The sequence below is a fragment of the Bacillus sp. MD-5 genome, assembly GCF_002201875.1.
GTDB lineage: Bacteria > Bacillota > Bacilli > Bacillales > Bacillaceae > Bacillus > Bacillus stercoris.
Window position 1 is genome coordinate 4025001 of record NZ_CP021911.1, and the last position, 22747, is coordinate 4047747.

Genomic DNA, 22747 nt, shown 5'->3' on the forward strand with positions numbered 1-22747 from the left:
AGAGGTGCTGTCTAAATATCAAAAGACCAGCGTGCAGATAGACAGAATCAGCTTGAAGCTGGAGCACTCTAAAAATGCTTTAATCAGTGACAATAAGCTATTAGAGCAGTTATATGAAAAAAATAAAGAGTATTTCGCAGCGCTGAATGTTTATATTGCTGCAGGAGAACTGAAGCTGGAGGAATTAAAAACAAAAACAATTCCTGAACTGAAGCAACAGGCTGAATCGAGTGATCATAACCAAATGGCCGTTCAAGAAGTAAATGATTTGATGCAATTTGCTGACCGATTAGATAAAAGAGTGCACGATTTGCTGCTTAGCAGGCAAATTACAATCCAAAGTGCTCCGCAAATCAGACTGATTCAAAATACAAACCAAGCGTTAGCTGAAAAGATCCAGTCATCCATTGTGACAGCGATTCCGCTTTGGAAAAATCAAGTTGCGATCGCACTGACACTTTTAAGGCAGCGGAATGCAGTGGATGCACAGCAGAAAGTATCGGATACAACCAATGAGCTTTTGCTGAAAAATGCGGAGCTTTTAAAAACCAATACAATTGAAACCGTACGGGCAAATGAACGAGGCCTAGTTGATATAGATACCTTAAAAAAGGTGCAGGAAAGCTTAATAAGCACGCTTGAAGAAACATTGACTATACAAGAAGAAGGACGGATCAAACGCCGTCAGGCAGAAGAAGAGCTCATGATGATGGAAGGCGACCTAAAGCAAAAGCTGCTTACAATAAAGGAAAGATAGTTACCAGTAAGTCTGGCTTTAAGTTCTGTCAGAGGCACGATATAATAAAGTGTAAGAAGACACATTCAAAGGATTGTTTTCATGAACACACCTTTATATAAAGCATTAATTCAACATGCGAGAAGAAATTCTCATTCATTTCATGTTCCGGGACATCACAATGGAGATGTCTTTTTTGATGACACCAAGTCAATATTCGATCCTCTTCTCACCATTGATGTAACTGAACTGGCAGGGCTGGATGATCTCCATCATCCTTCCGGGGTAATTAAGGAAGCTCAGGAGCTTGTCAGTCAATTATATGGTTCGGCCGAAAGTTTTTTTCTGGTGAACGGTACGACTGTCGGAAACTTAGCGATGATTTTATCTGTTTGTGAACCTGGTGATACAATTTTGGTTCAAAGAAACTGTCATAAGTCTGTATTTCATGCTGTTGATTTGGCTGGTGCAGAGCCGGTTTATCTCGCACCTGACGTTGATCCAGCGATGCATGTGCCTATGCATGTTCCGCTTGGTACAATTAAAGAAGCCTTGGCAGCATATCCTGATGCGAAAGGCTTGGTACTGACCAATCCCACATATTATGGGCATAGTGCTGATTTGACCGAGATCATTACGGAGGCCCATCATTACGGGATTCCTGTTTTGGTGGACGAAGCACATGGCGCACATTTTATTTTAGGAGAGCCTTTTCCAGTCTCAGCTTTAAAAATGGGGGCAGATATTGTTGTTCAGTCGGCCCACAAAACATTGCCTGCCATGACGATGGGCTCTTATTTGCACCTCAACAGCAGCTGCAGAGTTGACAGGGATCGGGTGGCAGAGTATTTAAACCGATTACAAAGCAGCAGCCCGTCTTATCCGATTATGGCTTCGTTAGACATTGCCCGTGCTTATGTACAGCATATTATAGAAGAACAAAAGCTTCCTGACATTTTGCAGCGAATACAAACACTTAAACAAACGTTTGATTCACTTACAAATGCAGAAGCTGTTAACCCTGCTAATACACAGGTTATAGCGGACCCGCTGAAGCTTACCATTCGTTCAAAACGCGGGCATTCTGGCTATACACTGCAAAGCATATTAGAGCGTGCTAACATATTCACTGAGCTTGCTGACGAAAATCAAGTACTGCTCGTTCTCCCACTGGGAGGAAAACGGAGAATAAACGCTGAAACCATTAGAAGCATTGATGAGGAGATTGAGAAAACGCCTCCGGATCAGCCTTTTGTGCCTGCAGAATGGGGAGCGCAGCCTGTTACTGTCTTGCCTTATCAAAAAAAGGTTTTATATTCGTTTAAGAAAGAATATGTGGACTTTGGGGAAGCGGCAGGTCGGCTGAATGCAGAGGATATCATCCCTTATCCTCCGGGTATCCCGATGATTATGGCGGGAGAAAGAATAACAAAAGAAAGTGTGCAAAAGCTCAGCCGCTTGATCAGCATGAAAACGCATGTTCAAGGGAATATGAAAATCAAAGAGAAACAACTACTTGTTTATATAGAAGAGGAGAAATCATGAGCGGTTTATTTATTACATTCGAAGGTCCTGAAGGGGCGGGGAAAACAACTGTTCTCCAGGAAATCAAAAACATACTGTCAGCTGAAGGCCTTCAGGTTATGGCAACTCGAGAGCCGGGCGGAATAGATATTGCAGAACAAATTCGAGAGGTTATTCTGAATGAGCACAACACATTAATGGACCCAAAAACAGAAGCTCTCTTATATGCGGCTGCGAGACGCCAGCATTTAGTTGAAAAAGTAAAACCTGCTTTAGATCAGGGGCATGTCGTTCTTTGCGACAGATTCATAGACAGTTCGCTTGCGTATCAAGGATATGCAAGAGGACTTGGAATTGATGAGGTTCTGTCCATTAATGAATTTGCCATTGGAGATATGATGCCCCATGTAACGGTTTATTTTTCAATTGATCCGGAAGAAGGACTGAAGCGTATTTATGCAAACGGCTCACGGGAGAAAAATAGGCTCGATTTAGAAAAACTGGACTTTCATACAAAGGTACAGGAAGGTTATCAAGAGCTGATGAAACGATTTCCGGAAAGATTCCATTCAGTTGATGCCGGGCAATCTAAAGACCTTGTCGTTCAGGATGTTCTAAAGGTGATCAATGAAGCATTGAAAAAAATTCAATTGTGACCTGTTTCCCAATAGTTGATATAATAATGTAAACGAGATCATGTTGTTTCCAATCTAAAGGAGGCCTTCACAGATGAAATTGATAGTGGCAGTTGTACAAGATCAGGACAGCAACAGACTTTTGAAAACCTTAACGGATCACAACTTCAGGGTCACAAAGCTTGCGACGACGGGAGGATTTCTTAAATCAGGCAATACAACGTTTATGATTGGTGTTGAGGATATACGCGTCAATAAAGCGTTGAGTCTTATTAAAGAAAACGGACAGAAACGTGACCAAATGATTGCCCCTGTATCTCCAATGGGCGGAAATGCTGATTCTTATGTCCCTTATCCAGTCGAAGTTGAAGTTGGCGGAGCGACAGTATTTGTCCTTCCAGTCGATGAATTTCATCAATTTTAAGGATTTGAAACTGTGAAAATTAATAAAGATATACGTACATTTATAGATAATAAGCAGCTTCCCTCTGTGAAAACATCTGAGATCACAGCATCATTTAAAACATCAATGGAAAACCAAAGCGGCAAATTGAAGCTTGATCAGCTTACCAGGCTGTTATCCGATATAGAGGCATTTGGAAAAAGGCTAACGAAATCGCGGAATTTTAAAGACTTAGCGAGATTTAAAGGACTTGTGAAACGTTTTGTCAAAGAAGCTGTGGACAGCGGCCTTTCACATGAAACGTCGAAAAGCTTTGATCTTTACGGGAACAGCAGAACGCTGGGACTTGTGAAAGAAATAGATGAAAAATTGATACAGCTTACAGAAGAGATGATGGATCAGGAAAAACCGGCAATTGATTTGCTGGAGCGTATTGGCGAAATAAAAGGTTTATTGATTAACCTTTACACATAGAGAGTGATACAATGGCAATATCCTGGAAGGAAATGAACGAGCTTCAGCCCAGAGTGATGAAGCTTTTATATAATAGTATTGAGAAGGACAGATTATCACACGCTTATTTGTTTGAGGGAAAAAAAGGAACAGGCAAGCTTGATGCCGCGCTGCTTCTTGCAAAAAGCTTCTTTTGTTTGGAGGATGGCGCGGAGCCTTGTGAGAGCTGCCGAAACTGTAAACGGATAGAGTCAGGGAACCATCCCGATCTCCATCTTGTTCAGCCTGATGGCTTATCAATCAAAAAGGCGCAAATTCAAGCGTTGCAAGAAGAGTTTTCTAAGACTGGGCTTGAATCGCATAAAAAGCTGTATATTATTTCGCACGCAGATCAAATGACAGCAAATGCGGCGAACAGCCTGCTGAAATTTTTAGAAGAACCGAATAAAGACACAATGGCCATCCTCATCACTGAGCAGCCCCAAAGGTTATTGGATACCATCATTTCAAGATGCCAAACCCTTCCCTTTCAGCCTTTGCAGCCAAAAGCAATTGAAGACAGACTGATCGAACAGGACGTCTCGCCTCATATGGCAAGGCTTCTGGCCAACATGACCAATAATGTGGCAGAAGCAGTCGAATTAAGTCGAAATGATGAGTTTGCAGAGTCTAGAGCGAAAGTGATAAAATTGTATGAAGTCCTACACCAGCGGAAAGGACATGCTTTTTTCTTTATTCAAGATCAATGGATGCCCTTTTTCAAAGAAAAAACCCATCAAGAAATGGGTCTTGATATGCTCTTATTGATATATCGTGATGTGTTGTCCATCCAAATAGGAAATGAAGATAAATTGATTTATCAAGACTTATTCCAATCAATAAAACAGCATGCGCTACAATCAACACAACAAAGCGTTACGAATCAGATACTTGCTGTTTTAGAAGCAAAGAAACGGCTTCATTCCAATGTGAATGTACAAGGATTAATGGAGCACTTGGTGTTAATGTTGCAGGAGGGATAAGCTTGTACAATGTAATTGGTGTCCGCTTTAAGAAAGCGGGTAAAATATATTATTTTGATCCGAATGGATTTCATATAGAACATGACAGCTGCGTAATTGTAGAAACTGTCAGAGGCGTTGAGTACGGCCAGGTCGTGATTGCAAATAAACAGGTGGATGAGCATGATGTGGTGCTTCCCCTTCGAAAAGTGATACGTGTGGCTGACGAGCGCGATCTTCTCATTGTAGAAGAGAATAAACAAGAAGCACTATCAGCATTTGATATCTGTCAAAAGAAAGTGATTGAACACGGCTTGGATATGAAGCTGGTCGATGTTGAATTCACGTTTGATCGCAATAAAGTCATTTTTTACTTCACTGCTGATGGCCGAGTGGATTTTAGAGAGCTTGTAAAGGATTTGGCTTCTATCTTTAAGACAAGAATTGAGCTGCGCCAAATCGGAGTGAGGGATGAGGCGAAAATGCTCGGAGGAATCGGTCCTTGCGGAAGAATGCTTTGCTGTTCAACTTTTCTTGGAGATTTTGAACCCGTTTCCATTAAAATGGCCAAGGATCAGAACTTGTCTTTAAATCCTACGAAGATTTCAGGTCTTTGCGGACGTTTGATGTGCTGTTTAAAATATGAGAACGATGAGTATGAGACCGCAAAAGAACAGCTTCCGGATATTGGAGAAATGATTACGACAGCAAACGGCCCCGCGAAGGTCGTCGGACTAAATATTCTGGAACGGGTGCTTCAGGTGGAACTGATAAACCGTGAAAAAGTGATAGAATATACTTGGGAAGAGCTCTTGGAAGAGGGCGTCGTATCCGCACAAACCACAGATTAACGAGGTGTGGAACCTTGGATAAAAAAGAGTTATTTGATACAGTCATTAACTTAGAAGAACAAATTGGTTCACTGTACCGGCAGCTGGGGGATTTGAAGCAGCATATCGGTGAGATGATTGAGGAAAATCATCATTTACAGCTTGAAAACAAGCATTTGCGCAAACGGCTGGACGATACGACGCAGCAGATTGAAAAGTTCAAAGCTGATAAAAAAGAATCAAAAACACAGAAGACAGAGCAAACTGATATAGGGGAAGGATATGATAATCTGGCACGACTGTATCAAGAAGGATTTCATATCTGCAATGTCCACTATGGAAGTGTTCGAAAAGAAGATTGTCTTTTCTGTCTGTCATTCTTAAATAAAAAATAGGGAAAAGGCTTCCGCATAAGACGGAAGCCTTTTTCAAAGGTACTGAAAGGATAAGAAGATGGTTTCATTACGTGATGATGAAAGATTAGATTATTTGCTGGCAGAGGACATGAAAATCATACAAAGTCCAACGGTGTTTGCTTTTTCATTGGACGCTGTGCTTCTGTCCAAATTTGCGTACGTTCCGATACAAAAAGGAAAAATTGTTGATTTGTGCACCGGCAATGGCATTGTGCCGCTGCTGCTCAGTACAAGATCAAAAGCAGACATTCTTGGAGTCGAAATTCAAGAAAGGCTGCATGATATGGCTATTCGCAGTGTGGAGTACAATAAGCTGCAGGGTCAGATTCAGATCATACATGATGATCTGAAAAACATGCCGGAGAAACTTGGACATAATCGATATGATGTTGTCACCTGCAACCCGCCGTATTTTAAAACGCCGAAACAAACTGAACAAAACATGAACGAGCATCTCCGAATCGCAAGACATGAAATCCACTGCACACTGGAGGATGTCATTTCAGTCAGCAGCAAGCTGCTCAAACAAGGAGGAAAAGCAGCGCTTGTTCACCGGCCGGGACGGCTTCTCGAGATTTTTGAACTGATGAAGGCTTATCAAATCGAGCCAAAGCGTGTGCAATTTGTCTATCCGAAGCAAGGGAAAGAAGCCAATACCATTTTGGTTGAAGGGATCAAAGGCGGGCGTCCAGATTTGAAAATTCTTCCTCCTTTGTTCGTTTATGATGAACAAAATGAATATACAAAAGAGATCAGGACCATTTTATATGGAGACAAATAATCATTTCTTCTACGTCGTGAAATGTAGGGACAATAGCTGGTATGCCGGGTATACCAACGATCTGCATAAACGGGTGAAAACACACAATGACGGAAAGGGCGCAAAGTATACAAAAGTAAGACGTCCGGTTGAATTGATTTTTGCTGAAGCTTTCGATACCAAACGAGAAGCTATGCAGGCTGAATATTATTTCAAAAAACTAACTCGAAAGAAAAAAGAGCTTTATATAGAAGAAAAGCGGAACAGCAAGGAGGCTGTATATGTTAAGGCGCCAAATGAGCTTTAATAAAAAGTCGGACATGGGAATTCTTTACTTGGTCCCAACCCCAATTGGAAATTTAGAGGATATGACATTCCGGGCGATCGATACGCTGAAATCAGTGGATGCGATTGCTGCGGAAGATACGAGGCAAACGAAAAAGCTTTGTCATGTATATGAAATTGAAACACCGCTGGTCAGCTATCATGAACACAATAAAGAAAGCAGCGGGCACAAAATTATTGAATGGCTGAAATCGGGAAAAAACATTGCTCTTGTCAGTGATGCCGGTCTGCCGACAATTTCTGATCCTGGAGCTGAAATCGTGAAAGATTTTACGGATATAGGCGGTTATGTTGTTCCGTTGCCGGGAGCCAATGCTGCATTAACAGCTCTTATTGCTTCAGGTATTGTACCGCAGCCTTTTTTCTTTTACGGTTTTCTTAACAGACAGAAAAAAGAAAAGAAGAAGGAGCTGGAAGCCCTTAAAAAACGGCGGGAAACGATCATTTTTTATGAAGCGCCTCACAGATTGAAGGAAACCTTGTCAGCGATGGCAGAGATATTAGGGGATCGAGAAATTGCCGTAACGCGTGAACTCACTAAAAAATATGAAGAGTTTATCCGAGGAACGATATCCGAGGTCATCGAATGGGCAAACGAGGATCAGATACGCGGCGAGTTTTGTCTTGTCGTAGAAGGAAGTAATAATGAAGAAGCAGATGAGGAAGAACAATGGTGGGAAACCCTCACTGCGAAAGAACATGTCGAGCATTACATCTCGAAAGGCGCTACTTCTAAAGAAGCCATTAAAAAAGCAGCAGTCGATCGCAATGTACCAAAGCGTGAAATGTACGATGCTTACCATATTAAGCAATAAAAAAACGTTCTTGTGTCATAACAAGAACGTTTTTTGTACAAGAAATGATTATTTAAGGTTTTGAAGCTGGTTTTGGATTTCGCTGATGATTTGCTCAGCGCCTTCTTTACTAAGAACCAATTTACCGCCTGCAAGTTTAAGGTTATCATCAGAAACTTCACCAGTTACTTGGCAAGTCATGTTTGGTTTATATTTTTTAAGGATGATTTTTTCATCATCAACATAAATTTCAAGAGCATCTTTTTCTGCGATTCCGAGAGTACGACGCAATTCGATAGGAATAACTACACGTCCTAATTCATCAACTTTACGTACAATACCAGTAGATTTCATAAACATTCTCCTCCCAAGAGATACTTATTTGTTTAAATTATATTTTTCTTCGTCATTATTCGACAAAATCCTTACCTTCATAGCATAACAAGGTTTCCAATAATCGTCAATCATTTTGTTTACTATTGATTGTAAGAATTAGTTCTTATAGTCAGTAATGTCTTGGAAACTACCGAAATAACAGCATTTTATAAATATTTAATAAAGCTATTATCCTACTAAAAATCCTTTTAAATCAAGACTTTCGAACCAAAGTTTTTTATTTCATTTGATTATATACGACAAAATTCGACACGAACAGACTTTTTTTATTTTCATTAAAGATTTTTAATTTTAATTATTCTTTTTCAGGGCATATGTATATATTCTTGATCTTAAAGGCTAAGATGGTATCATAGATAAAGGATAAATATAAAAAATATGCATATATGATTTGCACTTATCGCCGCTCTCGTCCTTTGGGCGGGAGCTTTTTGACATTCTGATTAGGAGGTTTCAAGATGCCGCAAGAAAACAATACATTTTATATTACAACACCGATTTATTATCCGAGCGGAAAATTACATATCGGCCATGCATATACGACAGTCGCGGGAGATGCAATGGCACGCTACAAAAGATTAAAAGGGTTCGATGTTCGCTATTTAACGGGAACGGACGAGCATGGACAAAAGATTCAGCAAAAAGCTGAACAGGAAAACATTACACCTCAGGAGTATGTGGATCGCGCAGCGGCAGATATTCAAAAACTGTGGAAGCAGCTTGAAATCTCAAACGACGACTTTATCCGTACGACAGAAAAACGGCATAAAGTTGTCATTGAAAAGGTGTTTCAAAGGCTTCTAGATAATGGGGACATCTATCTTGATGAGTATGAAGGCTGGTACAGCATCCCTGATGAAACGTTCTACACGGAAACGCAGCTTGTTGATATCGAGCGGAATGAAAAGGGAGAGGTCATCGGCGGAAAAAGCCCTGACAGCGGTCACCCAGTTGAATTGATCAAAGAGGAGTCTTATTTCTTCCGTATGGGCAAATACGCGGATCGTCTTTTGAAATACTATGAAGAAAATCCGACCTTCATCCAGCCGGAATCACGCAAAAATGAAATGATTAATAACTTTATCAAGCCTGGACTCGAGGATTTGGCAGTATCACGTACCACTTTTGATTGGGGCGTAAAGGTGCCGGAAAATCCAAAGCACGTTGTATATGTTTGGATTGACGCACTATTTAACTATTTAACAGCACTAGGTTATGATACAGAAAATGATGAGCTGTATCAAAAATATTGGCCTGCCGATGTTCATTTAGTCGGTAAGGAGATTGTACGATTCCATACGATTTACTGGCCAATTATGCTGATGGCTCTGGATCTGCCTCTGCCAAAGCAAGTATTCGCTCATGGCTGGCTTTTGATGAAAGACGGAAAAATGTCGAAATCAAAAGGAAACGTTGTAGATCCGGTTACATTAATTGAACGCTATGGGTTAGACGAGCTTCGCTATTACCTGCTTCGCGAAGTGCCGTTCGGATCTGACGGTGTATTCACGCCGGAAGGATTTGTTGAGCGGATCAACTATGATCTAGCGAATGATTTAGGAAACCTATTGAATCGTACTATTGCGATGATCAATAAGTATTTTGACGGACAGATCGGTTCTTACAAAGGTGCTGTTACGGAATTTGACCAAACGCTCACTTCGGTTGCTGAAGAAACAGTGAAAGCTTATGAGAAAGCAATGGAAAACATGGAATTCTCGGTAGCACTTTCGACTTTATGGCAGCTCATCAGCCGCACCAACAAATACATTGATGAGACAGCTCCATGGGTGCTTGCGAAAGATCCGGCAAAAGAAGAAGAATTGCGATCCGTTATGTATCATCTCGCTGAATCATTGCGTATTTCAGCGGTACTGCTTCAGCCATTCTTAACAAAAACACCGGAAAAAATGTTCGAGCAGTTGGGCATTACTGATGAATCTTTAAAAGCTTGGGACAGCATTACAGCTTTCGGCCAGCTGAAAGATACAAAAGTACAAAAAGGCGAGCCGTTGTTCCCACGTTTAGAGGCAGAGGAAGAAATTGCTTATATCAAAGGGAAAATGCAAGGTTCGGCACCAGCGAAAGAAGAAACAAAAGAAGAAGAGCCGCAAGAGGTCGATCGTTTACCTGAAATTACGATTGATCAATTCATGGATGTAGAGCTTCGCGTAGCTGAGGTCATTGAGGCAGAGCCAGTGAAAAAAGCAGACCGGTTATTGAAGCTGCAGCTGGATCTTGGTTTTGAAAAGCGCCAAGTGGTATCTGGCATAGCGAAGCATTATACGCCTGAAGAGCTTGTTGGAAAGAAACTCGTTTGTGTAACAAATCTAAAACCGGTTAAACTGAGAGGCGAGCTTTCTCAAGGTATGATCCTTGCAGGGGAGGCAGACGGCGTTTTAAAAGTCGTATCTATCGATCAGTCATTACCAAAAGGCACAAGAATTAAATAATGATAAACAAAAGGTGTTTCACGTGTAACAATTCGTCGAACACCTTTTGTGTTTCGACAAGAAAGGAGTTTTTCACTTATGTTGTTTGACACACACGCGCATTTAAATGCGGAACAATATGATACTGATCTGGAAGAGGTTATTGAACGGGCAAAAGCTGAAAAAGTTGAACGAATTGTCGTAGTTGGTTTTGACCGGCCAACGATTACCCGTGCGATGGAAATGATTGAGGAATATGATTTTATTTATGCAGCCATCGGCTGGCACCCTGTTGACGCGATTGACATGACAGAGGAAGATTTAGCATGGATTAAAGAGCTTTCTGCTCATGAGAAAGTGGTAGCGATAGGTGAAATGGGACTTGATTATCACTGGGATAAATCACCTAAAGACATTCAAAAAGAGGTGTTTAGAAAACAAATTGCATTAGCGAAAGAGGTCAATCTGCCTATTATCATTCATAACCGTGATGCAACGGAGGATGTCGTGACTATTCTGAAAGAGGAAGGCGCAGAAGCTGTGGGCGGAATCATGCACTGCTTTACAGGAAGTGCGGAAGTGGCAAGAGAATGCATGAAAATGAATTTTTATTTATCATTTGGAGGGCCGGTGACATTCAAAAACGCGAAGAAACCGAAGGAAGTAGTGAAGGAAATTCCGAATGACCGGTTGCTGATTGAAACGGACTGCCCGTTTCTCACGCCTCACCCTTTCCGCGGGAAAAGAAATGAACCGAGCTATGTGAAATATGTGGCAGAACAAATCGCAGAATTAAAAGAAATGACATTTGAGGAGATTGCCTCAATCACTACTGAAAATGCGAAAAGACTTTTCCGTATAAACTGACAAAAAACGCTAGCGGGTTTTGTAAGAGCTTGTCCCTTACAGCGTTTTTCTATAAAAGTTCTACATGCTTTCTTCTCCTCATAGGATAGGTTTGTCGACAAGTCTTTCTTCCGTTTCTCAGTGTATTTCAGGATAATGAAGAAGACACTGAGCTTTTGGGAGAAAGAGAAGGGAGGGTTGACAGCCTTTTAGATACTCTATATAATCTCTCCGAGGAGAAGGAGGCGTTTTTCATCACACAAAAAATGAAAAAGCTGTTTTCCGTAAAGCTTAGCAAAAGCAAAGTCATTCTGGTTGCTGCTTGTTTGCTTTTGGCAGGAAGCGGGACTGCGTACGCGGCTCATGAGCTGACGAAACAATCAGTCTCAGTTTCTATCAATGGCAAAAAGAAACATATACGCACACATGCAAGTACAGTCGGTGATCTTTTGGAGACGCTTGATATCAAGACAAGAGACGAAGACAAGATCACACCTGCTAAACAGACAAAGATAACAGCAGATATGGACGTTGTGTATGAGGCTGCAAAACCTGTGAAGCTTACAATAAACGGGGAAGAAAAGACATTATGGTCAACAGCAAAAACGGTCGGTGCATTACTGGACGAACAAGATGTTGATGTGAAAGAACAAGATCAAGTTGATCCCGCAATAGATACAGATATTTCGAAAGACATGAAGATTAACATAGAGCCCGCATTTCAGGTTACTGTGAATGATGCAGGAAAACAAAAGAAGATCTGGACGACTTCGACTACGGTCGCTGACTTTTTAAAACAGCAAAAGATGAACATAAAAGACGAAGATAAAATCAAGCCTGCGTTAGATGCAAAGCTGACGAAAGGAAAGGCTGATATTACAATTACTCGTATCGAAAAGGTCACCGATGTAGTTGAAGAGAAGATTGCGTTCGATGTGAAAAAGCAAGAAGACGCTTCTCTTGAAAAAGGGGAAGAAAAGGTCGTCCAAAAAGGAAAAGAAGGCAAGCTTAAGAAACATTTCGAGGTCGTTAAAGAAAACGGCAAAGAAGTGTCCAGAGAGCTTGTAAAAGAAGAAACAGCTGAACAAAGCAAAGATAAAGTCATTGCTGTCGGCACAAAGCAGAGCAGTCCAAAAGTTGAAAAGGTCAGCGCTTCAGGTGATTCAAAAACAGTTGTGTCCCGCAGCAATGAATCATCAGGAAAAGTCATGACTGTATCTTCTACGGCTTATACGGCAAGTTGCAGCGGCTGTTCAGGACATACAGCGACAGGCGTCAATTTAAAAAATAATCCGAATGCCAAAGTCATCGCTGTGGATCCCAATGTCATTCCGCTAGGCTCCAAAGTCCACGTGGAAGGCTATGGATATGCCATTGCTGCAGATACTGGTTCAGCGATTAAAGGGAACAAAATAGACGTCTTTTTCCCAGAGAAATCATCGGCGTACCGATGGGGAAATAAAACAGTCAAAATTAAAGTCTTAAATTAATATATACTTATGATTCAGAGGGTTTTGCGCCCTCTGTTTTTTTCGTTATAATAGACAAAGTGTATTTTATGCTTATTAGACGCTCGACATAAGAAAAAGTTTCATAAATATACAAAAGTTTTTATTTTGTCTTGGAGGAAATAATGAAAATAAAAGAGATCATTGTGGTCGAGGGGCGTGACGATACGGCCCGCATCAAATTGGCTGTTGATGCAGACACAATTGAAACAAATGGTTCAGCTATCGACGATCATGTGATTGACCAAATCCGTTTGGCTCAGAAGACCAGAGGCGTGATTATTTTAACGGATCCGGACTTTCCGGGAGAGAAGATCCGCAAAACCATTTCAGAGGCTGTACCCGGCTGTAAGCATGCATTTTTGCCAAAGCACCTTGCCAAACCTAAAAACAAGCGGGGAATTGGTGTGGAGCATGCATCGGTTGAAAGCATTAGGGCATGTTTAGAAAATGTCCATGAAGAGATGGAAGCGCAGCCGAGTGAGATTTCGGCTGAGGATTTGATTCATGCCGGACTAATAGGCGGATCTGCGGCCAAACGCCGCCGCGAACGACTGGGTGATCTGTTGAAAATCGGCTATACAAATGGCAAACAACTTCAAAAACGGCTGCAAATGTTTCAAATTAAAAAAAGTGATTTTATGAGTGCGCTCGATACCGTTATGCGGGAGGAACAGAATGAATAAAGATATTGCGACACCGATTAGAACGAAAGAGATATTGAAGAAATACGGTTTTTCTTTTAAAAAGAGCTTAGGACAGAATTTCTTAATTGATACGAACATTTTAAACCGAATTGTCGATCACGCAGAAGTGACGGAGAAAACAGGTGTCATTGAAATCGGCCCAGGAATCGGTGCTTTAACCGAACAGCTTGCCAAGCGGGCGAAAAAAGTCGTGGCATTTGAGATTGACCAGCGTTTACTGCCGATTCTGAAGGACACGCTGTCACCTTACGACAATGTCACTGTCATTCATCAGGACGTGTTAAAGGCTGATGTCAAATCGGTCATTGAAGAACAATTTCAAGACTGCGATGAGATCATGGTAGTAGCCAACCTTCCTTATTACGTAACAACACCGATTATCATGAAACTGCTTGAAGAGCATCTTCCGCTGAAAGGGATTGTGGTCATGCTGCAAAAAGAAGTGGCTGAGCGCATGGCGGCTGATCCTTCATCTAAGGAATACGGCTCGCTTTCAATCGCGGTGCAGTTTTATACAGAAGCCAAAACGGTGATGATCGTTCCGAAAACCGTATTTGTCCCTCAGCCTAATGTCGATTCCGCAGTCATCCGTCTGATTCTCCGAGACGGCCCGGCAGTGGACGTAGAAAACGAATCCTTTTTCTTTCAGCTCATCAAGGCAAGCTTTGCACAGCGCCGTAAAACGCTGCTCAATAACTTAGTTAACAATCTGCCTGAAGGAAAAGCACAAAAATCAACGATTGAGCAAGTGCTTAAAGAAACAAATATTGACGGCAAACGCCGAGGTGAATCCCTGTCTATCGAGGAGTTCGCAGCGCTGTCTAACGGATTGTATAAAGCCCTTTTCTAAAAGGGCTTTCAGCGTATCGACAAACCCTCGCATTCGTTGTCAAGGCTGCGCTTCAATGCTCACGAATTATAACATTCGCTGCGCTCCGATGCTCGCCTTTCCTAGACTTCAAGGGTTTTCAATCACGCTGAAAGGAGAAAAAAACGCTAAAGAGAAACCGTTTTAGCGTTTTTTCACCAATAGGAAAGCCCTTTTCTAAAAGGGCTTTTTGTTTTGCGCACCACATGGACTGCCGCTACATAGGCTAGAGAAGGACCTTTCATTCAATGATAAGAAAAAACTTGGACTCAGCGAAAAAAGGCGCATTCTCAAGGCTCTTTCTTTCATGATGAGGCTTAGTCTATGTGTGGAGTGAGGAACGTGCAATTTCAAATAGGGGATATGGTAGCCAGAAAATCCTATCAGATGGATGTTTTGTTTCGAATTATAGGAATAGAGCAAACAAGCAAAGGAAATTCAATTGCCATTTTGCATGGAGATGAAGTCAGGCTGATTGCTGATTCGGATTTTTCTGATCTGGTGGCAGTGAAAAAGGATGAGCAGATGATGCGGAAAAAGAAAGATGAGAGCAGGATGAATGAGTCGCTCGAATTGCTCCGCCAGGATTATAAGCTGCTCAGAGAAAAGCAGGAGTACTTTGCGACAAGCCAATATCAGCATCAGGAGCATTATTTCCATATGCCTGGCAAAGTGCTCCATCTGGATGGTGACGAAGCATATCTGAAAAAATGCCTGAATGTCTATAAAAAAATTGGAGTGCCGGTCTATGGCATCCATTGCCACGAAAAGAAAATGTCTGCTTCTATTGAAGAATTGCTCGACAAATATCGACCAGATATCCTGGTGATCACAGGGCATGATGCGTATTCGAAGCAAAAGGGCGGTATTGATGATTTGAACGCGTACAGACATTCTAAGCACTTTGTTGAAACCGTTCATAAAGCCCGAAAAAAGATCCCTCACTTAGATCAGCTTGTTATTTTTGCGGGGGCCTGCCAATCCCATTTTGAATCACTCATCAGAGCGGGTGCAAATTTTGCGAGTTCGCCATCAAGAGTAAATATTCACGCGCTTGATCCGGTATATATCGTCGCGAAGATCAGCTTTACGCCATTTATGGAACGGATCAATGTATGGGAAGTGCTTCGTAATACGCTGACAAGAGAGAAAGGGCTTGGAGGTATTGAAACAAGAGGAGTACTGAGAATTGGCATGCCTTATAAGTCCAATTAACAGTTAAAACCTGCATAGTAGATCTATGCGGGTTTTTTATTTTGCATAATGATACATAATTTACCGAAACTTGCGGAACATAATTGAGGAATCATAGAATTTTGTCAAAATAATTTTATTGACAACGTCTTATCAACGTTGATATAATTTAAATTTTATTTGACAAAAATGGGCTCGTGTTGTACAATAAATGTAGTGAGGTGGATGCAATGGCGAAGACGTTGTCCGATATTAAAAGATCGCTTGATGGGAATTTAGGTAAAAGGCTGACGTTAAAAGCAAACGGTGGCCGCCGAAAAACGATTGAGCGTTCGGGCATTTTAGCTGAGACGTACCCTTCTGTTTTTGTGATACAACTAGATCAAGACGAGAACTCGTTTGAAAGAGTTTCATACAGTTATGCTGATATTTTGACTGAGACTGTTGAGCTGACATTTAATGATGACGCAGCAAGCTCAGTGGCATTTTAACGGGCAGTGAACCTTTTGTTTACTGCTTTTTGTTTTGCCCTTTTTTGGTTTCCAGTAATTTTAACGAAAGTTCCATTTGATTTAACAAAAGATAAAACAGTCACATATTATCGTGACGTGCACGAATGGCTATCACTTCTAAAAAAGGGGTTGTTTCGTTTGGGCAGACGTCGTGGAGTTATGTCAGATGAGTTTAAATATGAGCTGGCTAAGGACCTTGGTTTTTATGACACAGTAAAAAATGGCGGTTGGGGCGAAATTCGGGCCCGCGATGCTGGTAATATGGTAAAGCGCGCCATTGAAATCGCTGAACAGCAAATGGCTCAGAATCATAATAACCGATAAGGATGTGACCCGGGGGACGTGCCGTTCCCCGGTTTTTTATATTGGATATAAATACATAATGGGCTGAATATGGATATGTTCATCCTGTACTTCAAATGTGATACAATGTTCATACTTATGTTTAGATGGAGAAGTAGGTGAAAGCTATGCGTATTTTAGAAAAAGCGCCAGCCAAGATCAATCTGTCACTTGACGTCACCCGAAAACGCCCGGATGGTTATCATGAAGTCGAAATGATCATGACGACAATTGATTTAGCTGATCGAATTGAATTGACGGAGCTGGCAGAGGATGAAGTGAGGGTTTCCTCCCACAACCGTTTTGTGCCTGATGACCAAAGAAACTTAGCTTATCAGGCCGCCAAGCTGATCAAGGACAGATACAACGTGAAAAAGGGAGTTTCCATCATGATTACGAAGGTAATTCCGGTGGCTGCCGGTCTTGCCGGCGGAAGCAGTGATGCGGCGGCGACGCTCAGAGGGCTGAACAGACTGTGGAATTTAAATCTTTCTGCGGAAACGCTTGCTGAGCTTGGAGCGGAAATTGGCTCCGACGTTTCATTTTGTGTCTATGGAGGAACTGCACTTGCAACAGGGCGCGGCGAGAAAATTAAACATATCAGCACGCCTCCGCACTGCTGGGTCATTTTAGCGAAGCCGACAATCGGTGTTTCAACTGCTGAAGTGTACAGAGCGCTGAAACTGGATGACATAGAACATCCTGATGTACAAGGCATGATCGAGGCGATAGAGGAAAAGAGTTTTCAGAAGATGTGCAGCCGTTTAGGCAATGTGCTCGAATCTGTTACGCTTGATCTGCATCCTGAAGTCGCGATGATCAAAAACCAGATGAAACGCTTTGGTGCAGATGCCGTGTTAATGAGCGGGAGCGGTCCGACAGTGTTTGGACTGGTTCAGTATGAGTCGAAGGTGCAGAGAATTTATAACGGGTTAAGAGGCTTCTGCGATCAAGTTTATGCGGTGAGAATGATCGGCGAACAGAACGCTCTTGATTAAATCCGTATGTTAAGTTATATTGATCTTAAAATATTCGGATTTTGGGGGTAAGTTCATGAAGTTTCGTCGCAGCGGCAGATTGGTGGACTTAACAAATTACTTGTTAACCCATCCGCACGAGTTAATACCGCTAACCTTTTTCTCTGAGCGGTATGAATCTGCAAAATCATCGATCAGTGAAGATTTAACAATTATTAAACAAACCTTTGAACAGCAGGGGATCGGTACTTTGCTTACTGTTCCCGGTGCTGCCGGAGGCGTTAAATATATTCCGAAAATGAAGCAGGCTGAAGCTGAAGAGTTTGTGCAGACTCTTGGACAGTCGCTGGCAAATCCTGAACGTATCCTTCCGGGCGGTTATGTATATTTAACGGATATCTTAGGAAAGCCATCTGTACTCTCCAAGGTAGGGAAGCTGTTTGCTTCCGTGTTTGCAGAGCGCGATATTGATGTTGTCATGACCGTTGCCACGAAAGGCATCCCTCTTGCGTACGCAGCTGCGAGCTATTTGAATGTGCCTGTTGTGATCGTTCGTAAAGACAATAAGGTAACAGAAGGCTCCACAGTCAGCATTAATTACGTTTCAGGCTCCTCAAACCGCATTCAAACAATGTCACTTGCGAAAAGAAGCATGAAAACGGGTTCAAACGTACTCATTATTGATGACTTTATGAAAGCAGGCGGCACAATAAATGGTATGATTAACCTGTTGGATGAGTTTAACGCAAATGTGGCGGGAATCGGCGTCTTAGTAGAGGCCGAAGGAGTAGATGAACGTCTTGTTGATGAATATATGTCACTTCTTACTCTTTCAACCATCAACATGAAAGAGAAGTCCATTGAAATTCAGAATGGCAATTTTCTGCGTTTTTTTAAAGACAATCTTTTAAAGAATGGAGAGACAGAATCATGACAAAAGCAGTCCACACAAAACATGCCCCAGCGGCAATTGGGCCTTATTCACAAGGGATTATCGTCAACAATATGTTTTACAGCTCAGGTCAAATCCCTTTGACTCCTTCAGGCGAAATGGTGAACGGAGATATTAAGGAGCAGACACATCAAGTATTCAGCAACTTAAAAGCGGTTCTGGAAGAAGCGGGTGCTTCTTTTGAAACAGTTGTAAAAGCAACTGTGTTTATCGCGGATATGGAACAGTTTGCGGAAGTAAACGAAGTGTACGGACAATATTTTGACACTCACAAACCGGCGAGATCTTGTGTGGAAGTCGCAAGACTCCCGAAGGATGCGCTAGTCGAAATTGAAGTTATTGCATTGGTAAAATAATAAGAAAAGTGATTCTGGGAGTGCCCGGGATCACTTTTTTATTTACCTTATGCCCGAAATAAAAGCGATATGACCTAATTGTGTAACTATATCCTATTTTTTCAAAAAATATTTTAAAAACGAGCAGGATTTCAGAGAAAATCGTGGAATTGATACACTAATGCTTTTATATAGGGAAAAGGTGGTGAACTACTGTGGAAGTTACTGACGTAAGATTACGCCGCGTGAATACCGATGGTCGCATGAGAGCGATTGCATCCATCACGCTGGATCACGAATTTGTTGTACATGATATTCGTGTGATTGATGGAAACAATGGTCTTTTCGTTGCGATGCCGAGTAAACGCACCCCTGATGGAGAGTTCCGCGATATTGCTCATCCTATTAATTCAAGCACGCGAGGAAAGATTCAAGATGCCGTGTTAAATGAGTATCATCGTCTGGGTGACACTGAAGCATTAGAATTCGAAGAAGCTGGAGCTTCTTAAAAAATAACCAAAAAGCAAGGACTGCTGAAAGGGCTGACATAAGCCTTTTGCCGGCGGTCCTTTTTTAATTCTGATTTTTCAAACGTATTTGCACTCAATAGAAAATTCTTGCACTTCATGAAGTCTCCTTGAAATCAGAAGATATTTAGGATATATTTTTCTATGGATAAAAGGGATATTGGAGGCCAATAAATGGATAAGCGGTTTGCAGTTGTTTTAGCGGCTGGACAAGGAACGAGAATGAAATCGAAGCTTTATAAAGTCCTTCATCCAGTTTGCGGTAAGCCTATGGTAGAGCACGTCGTGGACGAAGCCTTAAAATTATCTTTATCAAAGCTTGTCACGATTGTCGGACATGGTGCGGAAGAAGTGAAAAAGCAGCTTGGTGATAAAAGCGAGTACGCGCTTCAAGCAGAACAGCTTGGCACTGCTCATGCTGTAAAACAGGCACAGCCATTTCTTGCTGACGAAAAAGGCGTCACGATTGTCATTTGCGGAGATACGCCGCTTTTAACAGCAGAGACGATGGAAGAGATGCTGAAAGAACATACACAAAGAGAAGCGAAAGCTACGATTTTAACTGCGGTTGCAGAAGATCCAACCGGATATGGCCGCATTATTCGCAGCCAAAACGGAGCGGTTCAAAAAATCGTTGAGCATAAGGACGCCTCTGAAGAAGAACGTCTTGTAACTGAGATCAATACCGGTACGTATTGTTTTGACAATGAAGCGCTATTCCGGGCTATTGATCAGGTGTCTAATGATAATGCCCAAGGCGAGTATTATTTGCCGGATGTCATAGAGATTCTTAAAAATGAAGGCGAAACTGTTGCCGCTTACCAGACTGGTAATTTCCAAGAAACGCTCGGAGTTAATGATAGAGTTGCTCTTTCTCAAGCAGAACAATTTATGAAAGAGCGTATTAATAAACGGCATATGCAAAATGGCGTGACGTTGATTGACCCGATGAATACGTATATTTCTCCTGACGCTGTTATCGGAAGCGATACTGTGATTTATCCTGGAACTGTAATTAAAGGTGAGGTGCAAATCGGAGAAGATACGATAATTGGCCCTCATACGGAGATTATGAATAGTTCCATCGGCAGCCGTACGGTTATTAAACAATCGGTAGTCAATCACAGTAAAGTGGGGAATGATGTAAACATAGGACCTTTTGCTCACATCAGACCTGATTCTGTCATCGGGAATGAAGTGAAGATCGGAAACTTTGTTGAAATAAAAAAGACTCAATTCGGAGACCGAAGCAAGGCATCTCATCTAAGCTATGTCGGTGATGCTGAGGTAGGCACTGATGTAAACCTGGGCTGCGGTTCAATTACTGTCAATTATGATGGGAAGAATAAGTATTTGACAAAAATTGAAGATGGCGCGTTTATCGGCTGCAACTCCAACTTGGTTGCCCCTGTCACAGTCGGAGAAGGCGCTTATGTGGCGGCAGGTTCAACTGTTACGGAAGATGTACCTGGAAAAGCGCTTGCTATTGCCAGAGCGAGACAAGTTAATAAAGACGATTATGTGAAAAATATTCATAAAAAATAATCCTAAATTCGGAGGTTTATCCATGTCTAATCAATACGGAGATAAGAATTTAAAGATTTTTTCTTTGAATTCGAATCCAGAGCTTGCAAAAGAAATCGCAGATATAGTTGGAGTTCAATTAGGGAAATGTTCTGTCACAAGATTTAGTGACGGGGAAGTCCAAATTAATATCGAAGAAAGTATTCGCGGATGTGATTGTTACATCATCCAGTCTACAAGTGACCCCGTTAACGAGCATATTATGGAACTGCTGATTATGGTAGATGCGTTAAAACGCGCTTCTGCAAAAACGATTAACATTGTTATTCCTTATTACGGTTATGCGCGTCAAGACAGAAAAGCAAGATCCCGTGAGCCAATCACAGCTAAACTTTTCGCTAACCTGCTTGAAACAGCTGGTGCGACTCGTGTGATTGCACTCGACCTGCATGCGCCGCAAATTCAAGGATTCTTTGATATACCGATTGACCACTTAATGGGTGTTCCGATTTTAGGAGAATATTTTGAAGGCAAAAACCTTGAAGATATCGTCATTGTTTCACCAGACCACGGCGGTGTGACACGTGCCCGCAAACTGGCTGACCGACTAAAAGCGCCGATTGCGATTATCGATAAACGCCGTCCGCGTCCAAACGTGGCGGAAGTTATGAATATTGTAGGTAATATCGAAGGGAAGACTGCTATCCTCATCGATGACATTATTGATACTGCAGGTACGATTACACTTGCTGCTAATGCGCTCGTAGAAAACGGAGCGAAAGAAGTATATGCATGCTGTACACACCCTGTACTATCAGGCCCTGCGGTTGAACGAATTAATAATTCAACAATTAAAGAGCTCGTTGTGACAAACAGCATCAAGCTTCCTGAAGAAAAGAAAATTGAACGCTTTAAGCAGCTTTCAGTCGGGCCGCTTCTGGCTGAAGCGATTATTCGCGTTCATGAGCAGCAATCAGTCAGCTATCTGTTCAGCTAAACCGTTTTTTGAGGTTTAAATCCTAATCGTTATGGGTATTGTTTGTAATAGGACAATTAAAACGATAATAGGATGGTGCTGAATATGGCAACTTTAACGGCAAAAGAAAGAACGGACTTTACTCGTTCATCTCTTCGGAATATCCGTACTTCAGGACATGTTCCAGGTATCATATATGGGAAGGATACTGGCAACAAACCAGTGTCATTAGACAGTGTGGAGCTGATCAAAACGCTGAGGGACGAAGGCAAAAATGCAGTCATTACGCTTGAGGTCAGCGGAGAAAAACACTCTGTCATGGTGACAGACCTGCAAACGGACCCGCTGAAAAATGAAATCACTCATGCTGATTTTCAAGTAGTCAATATGAGTGAGGACATTGAAGTGGAAGTTCCGATTCATCTGACCGGAGAAGCCATTGGTGTGAAAAACGGAGGCGTATTGCAGCAGCCGCTATATGCACTTACTGTAAAGGCTAAGCCAAAAGCCATTCCGCAAACGATTGAGGCTGATATTTCTAATCTCGATGTAAATGAAGTACTGACGATCGCGGATTTGCCTGCTGGCGGTGACTACTCCTTTCATCATGATTCAGGTGAGGTCGTGGCTTCTATCCTTCCTCCGCAGCAGCAGGAAACAGCTGAGATCGATGAAGAGGAATCTGCTGATGCTCAGCCTGAAGGTGAAAACAAAGAACAATAATAGCTTAAGGCGTAACCCTCCCGCGGTTACG

At 41.9% G+C, this 22747-nt stretch carries 27 protein-coding genes (1 of these 27 running past the window's edge); 26 read left to right on the forward strand and 1 reads right to left on the reverse strand.

Features of this window, described 5'->3' with window-relative positions:
* The 11 genes from CDO84_RS20460 to rsmI all read left to right on the forward strand — a co-directional run.
* Positions 1-757, forward strand: the 3' portion of a protein-coding gene (locus CDO84_RS20460) for a toxic anion resistance protein (protein WP_040081091.1). 404 nt of this gene lie to the left of the window's left edge; only the last 757 of its 1161 coding nucleotides appear in the window; the start codon falls outside the window, past its left edge; its stop codon occupies positions 755-757.
* An 81-nt stretch (positions 758-838) separates the two neighbouring features.
* Positions 839-2281, forward strand: coding sequence for an aminotransferase class I/II-fold pyridoxal phosphate-dependent enzyme (locus CDO84_RS20465; RefSeq protein WP_040081089.1), 1443 nt, complete (start codon positions 839-841; stop codon positions 2279-2281).
* Positions 2278-2916: a dTMP kinase gene (tmk, locus tag CDO84_RS20470; RefSeq protein ID WP_040081088.1), complete on the forward strand. Its 639-nt coding sequence runs from the start codon at positions 2278-2280 to the stop codon at positions 2914-2916. Before CDO84_RS20465 ends, tmk begins: the two co-directional genes overlap by 4 nt.
* Before the next feature lie 73 nt (positions 2917-2989).
* Positions 2990-3319: a cyclic di-AMP receptor DarA gene (darA, locus tag CDO84_RS20475; RefSeq protein WP_003242755.1), complete on the forward strand. Its 330-nt coding sequence runs from the start codon at positions 2990-2992 to the stop codon at positions 3317-3319.
* Between the two features lie 12 nt (positions 3320-3331).
* Complete coding sequence (locus CDO84_RS20480; protein ID WP_040081086.1) at positions 3332-3772, forward strand: YaaR family protein; 441 nt, start codon at positions 3332-3334, stop codon at positions 3770-3772.
* 11 nt (positions 3773-3783) lie between these two features.
* Positions 3784-4773 (forward strand): DNA polymerase III subunit delta', encoded by a 990-nt coding sequence (gene holB, locus CDO84_RS20485; protein WP_014662475.1) that lies wholly within the window; start codon positions 3784-3786, stop codon positions 4771-4773.
* 2 nt (positions 4774-4775) lie between these two features.
* Positions 4776-5603: a competence/sporulation regulator complex protein RicT gene (gene ricT, locus CDO84_RS20490; RefSeq protein ID WP_003226767.1), complete on the forward strand. Its 828-nt coding sequence runs from the start codon at positions 4776-4778 to the stop codon at positions 5601-5603.
* A gap of 14 nt (positions 5604-5617) precedes the next feature.
* Positions 5618-5977: a replication initiation-control protein YabA gene (gene yabA / locus CDO84_RS20495; RefSeq protein WP_003218308.1), complete on the forward strand. Its 360-nt coding sequence runs from the start codon at positions 5618-5620 to the stop codon at positions 5975-5977.
* Between the two features lie 58 nt (positions 5978-6035).
* Positions 6036-6779: a tRNA1(Val) (adenine(37)-N6)-methyltransferase gene (locus CDO84_RS20500; RefSeq protein ID WP_040081085.1), complete on the forward strand. Its 744-nt coding sequence runs from the start codon at positions 6036-6038 to the stop codon at positions 6777-6779.
* Positions 6766-7065, forward strand: coding sequence for a GIY-YIG nuclease family protein (locus CDO84_RS20505; protein ID WP_014662477.1), 300 nt, complete (start codon positions 6766-6768; stop codon positions 7063-7065). The genes CDO84_RS20500 and CDO84_RS20505 overlap by 14 nt, the downstream gene beginning before the upstream one ends.
* On the forward strand, positions 7040-7918 hold the full coding sequence (gene rsmI / locus CDO84_RS20510) for a 16S rRNA (cytidine(1402)-2'-O)-methyltransferase (protein ID WP_040081083.1): 879 nt from the start codon (positions 7040-7042) through the stop codon (positions 7916-7918). Before CDO84_RS20505 ends, rsmI begins: the two co-directional genes overlap by 26 nt.
* 48 nt (positions 7919-7966) lie before the next feature.
* On the opposite strand, the gene abrB is transcribed toward rsmI, so the two are convergent.
* A complete protein-coding gene (gene abrB / locus CDO84_RS20515) occupies positions 7967-8257 on the reverse strand; it encodes a transition state genes transcriptional regulator AbrB (RefSeq protein WP_003226760.1) in 291 nt (96 codons plus the stop codon).
* Between the two features lie 494 nt (positions 8258-8751).
* On the opposite strand from abrB, the gene metG reads away from it, so the two are divergent.
* From metG to CDO84_RS20595, 15 genes are all read left to right on the forward strand, one after another.
* Positions 8752-10746, forward strand: coding sequence for a methionine--tRNA ligase (metG, locus tag CDO84_RS20520; protein WP_040081081.1), 1995 nt, complete (start codon positions 8752-8754; stop codon positions 10744-10746).
* A gap of 78 nt (positions 10747-10824) precedes the next feature.
* A complete protein-coding gene (locus CDO84_RS20525) occupies positions 10825-11592 on the forward strand; it encodes a TatD family hydrolase (protein WP_014475570.1) in 768 nt (255 codons plus the stop codon).
* 155 nt (positions 11593-11747) lie between these two features.
* Positions 11748-13061, forward strand: a complete 1314-nt coding sequence (locus CDO84_RS20530) for a ubiquitin-like domain-containing protein (RefSeq protein WP_040081079.1) — start codon at positions 11748-11750, stop codon at positions 13059-13061.
* Between the two features lie 143 nt (positions 13062-13204).
* A complete protein-coding gene (gene rnmV / locus CDO84_RS20535; protein WP_014662481.1) occupies positions 13205-13765 on the forward strand; it encodes a ribonuclease M5 in 561 nt (186 codons plus the stop codon).
* Positions 13758-14636, forward strand: a complete 879-nt coding sequence (gene rsmA / locus CDO84_RS20540) for a 16S rRNA (adenine(1518)-N(6)/adenine(1519)-N(6))-dimethyltransferase RsmA (protein WP_040081077.1) — start codon at positions 13758-13760, stop codon at positions 14634-14636. The genes rnmV and rsmA overlap by 8 nt, the downstream gene beginning before the upstream one ends.
* 360 nt (positions 14637-14996) lie before the next feature.
* Positions 14997-15869 carry a sporulation-specific protease PrtG gene (gene prtG / locus CDO84_RS20550; protein ID WP_040081075.1) on the forward strand — a complete coding sequence of 291 codons (873 nt, stop codon included), beginning with the start codon at positions 14997-14999 and terminating at the stop codon, positions 15867-15869.
* 209 nt (positions 15870-16078) lie between these two features.
* Positions 16079-16339 carry a biofilm formation stimulator Veg gene (gene veg / locus CDO84_RS20555; protein ID WP_003218330.1) on the forward strand — a complete coding sequence of 87 codons (261 nt, stop codon included), beginning with the start codon at positions 16079-16081 and terminating at the stop codon, positions 16337-16339.
* 159 nt (positions 16340-16498) lie between these two features.
* Positions 16499-16684, forward strand: a complete 186-nt coding sequence (locus tag CDO84_RS20560) for a small, acid-soluble spore protein, alpha/beta type (protein ID WP_040081073.1) — start codon at positions 16499-16501, stop codon at positions 16682-16684.
* Positions 16685-16830: 146 nt separating this feature from the next.
* Positions 16831-17700, forward strand: a complete 870-nt coding sequence (gene ispE, locus CDO84_RS20565) for a 4-(cytidine 5'-diphospho)-2-C-methyl-D-erythritol kinase (RefSeq protein ID WP_040081072.1) — start codon at positions 16831-16833, stop codon at positions 17698-17700.
* Positions 17701-17755: 55 nt separating this feature from the next.
* A complete protein-coding gene (gene purR, locus CDO84_RS20570) occupies positions 17756-18613 on the forward strand; it encodes a pur operon repressor (RefSeq protein WP_014662485.1) in 858 nt (285 codons plus the stop codon).
* Positions 18610-18987, forward strand: coding sequence for a 2-iminobutanoate/2-iminopropanoate deaminase (gene ridA / locus CDO84_RS20575; RefSeq protein ID WP_003226738.1), 378 nt, complete (start codon positions 18610-18612; stop codon positions 18985-18987). Before purR ends, ridA begins: the two co-directional genes overlap by 4 nt.
* A 194-nt stretch (positions 18988-19181) precedes the next feature.
* Positions 19182-19475 carry a septation regulator SpoVG gene (spoVG, locus tag CDO84_RS20580; protein WP_003218346.1) on the forward strand — a complete coding sequence of 98 codons (294 nt, stop codon included), beginning with the start codon at positions 19182-19184 and terminating at the stop codon, positions 19473-19475.
* Between the two features lie 192 nt (positions 19476-19667).
* Entirely contained in the window at positions 19668-21038 is a 1371-nt protein-coding gene (glmU, locus tag CDO84_RS20585) for a bifunctional UDP-N-acetylglucosamine diphosphorylase/glucosamine-1-phosphate N-acetyltransferase GlmU (RefSeq protein WP_040081070.1), read from the forward strand.
* A gap of 22 nt (positions 21039-21060) precedes the next feature.
* Positions 21061-22014 carry a ribose-phosphate diphosphokinase gene (locus tag CDO84_RS20590; RefSeq protein WP_003218353.1) on the forward strand — a complete coding sequence of 318 codons (954 nt, stop codon included), beginning with the start codon at positions 21061-21063 and terminating at the stop codon, positions 22012-22014.
* 84 nt (positions 22015-22098) lie between these two features.
* Complete coding sequence (locus CDO84_RS20595; RefSeq protein ID WP_040081068.1) at positions 22099-22716, forward strand: 50S ribosomal protein L25/general stress protein Ctc; 618 nt, start codon at positions 22099-22101, stop codon at positions 22714-22716.
* Positions 22717-22747: the final 31 nt, after the last annotated feature.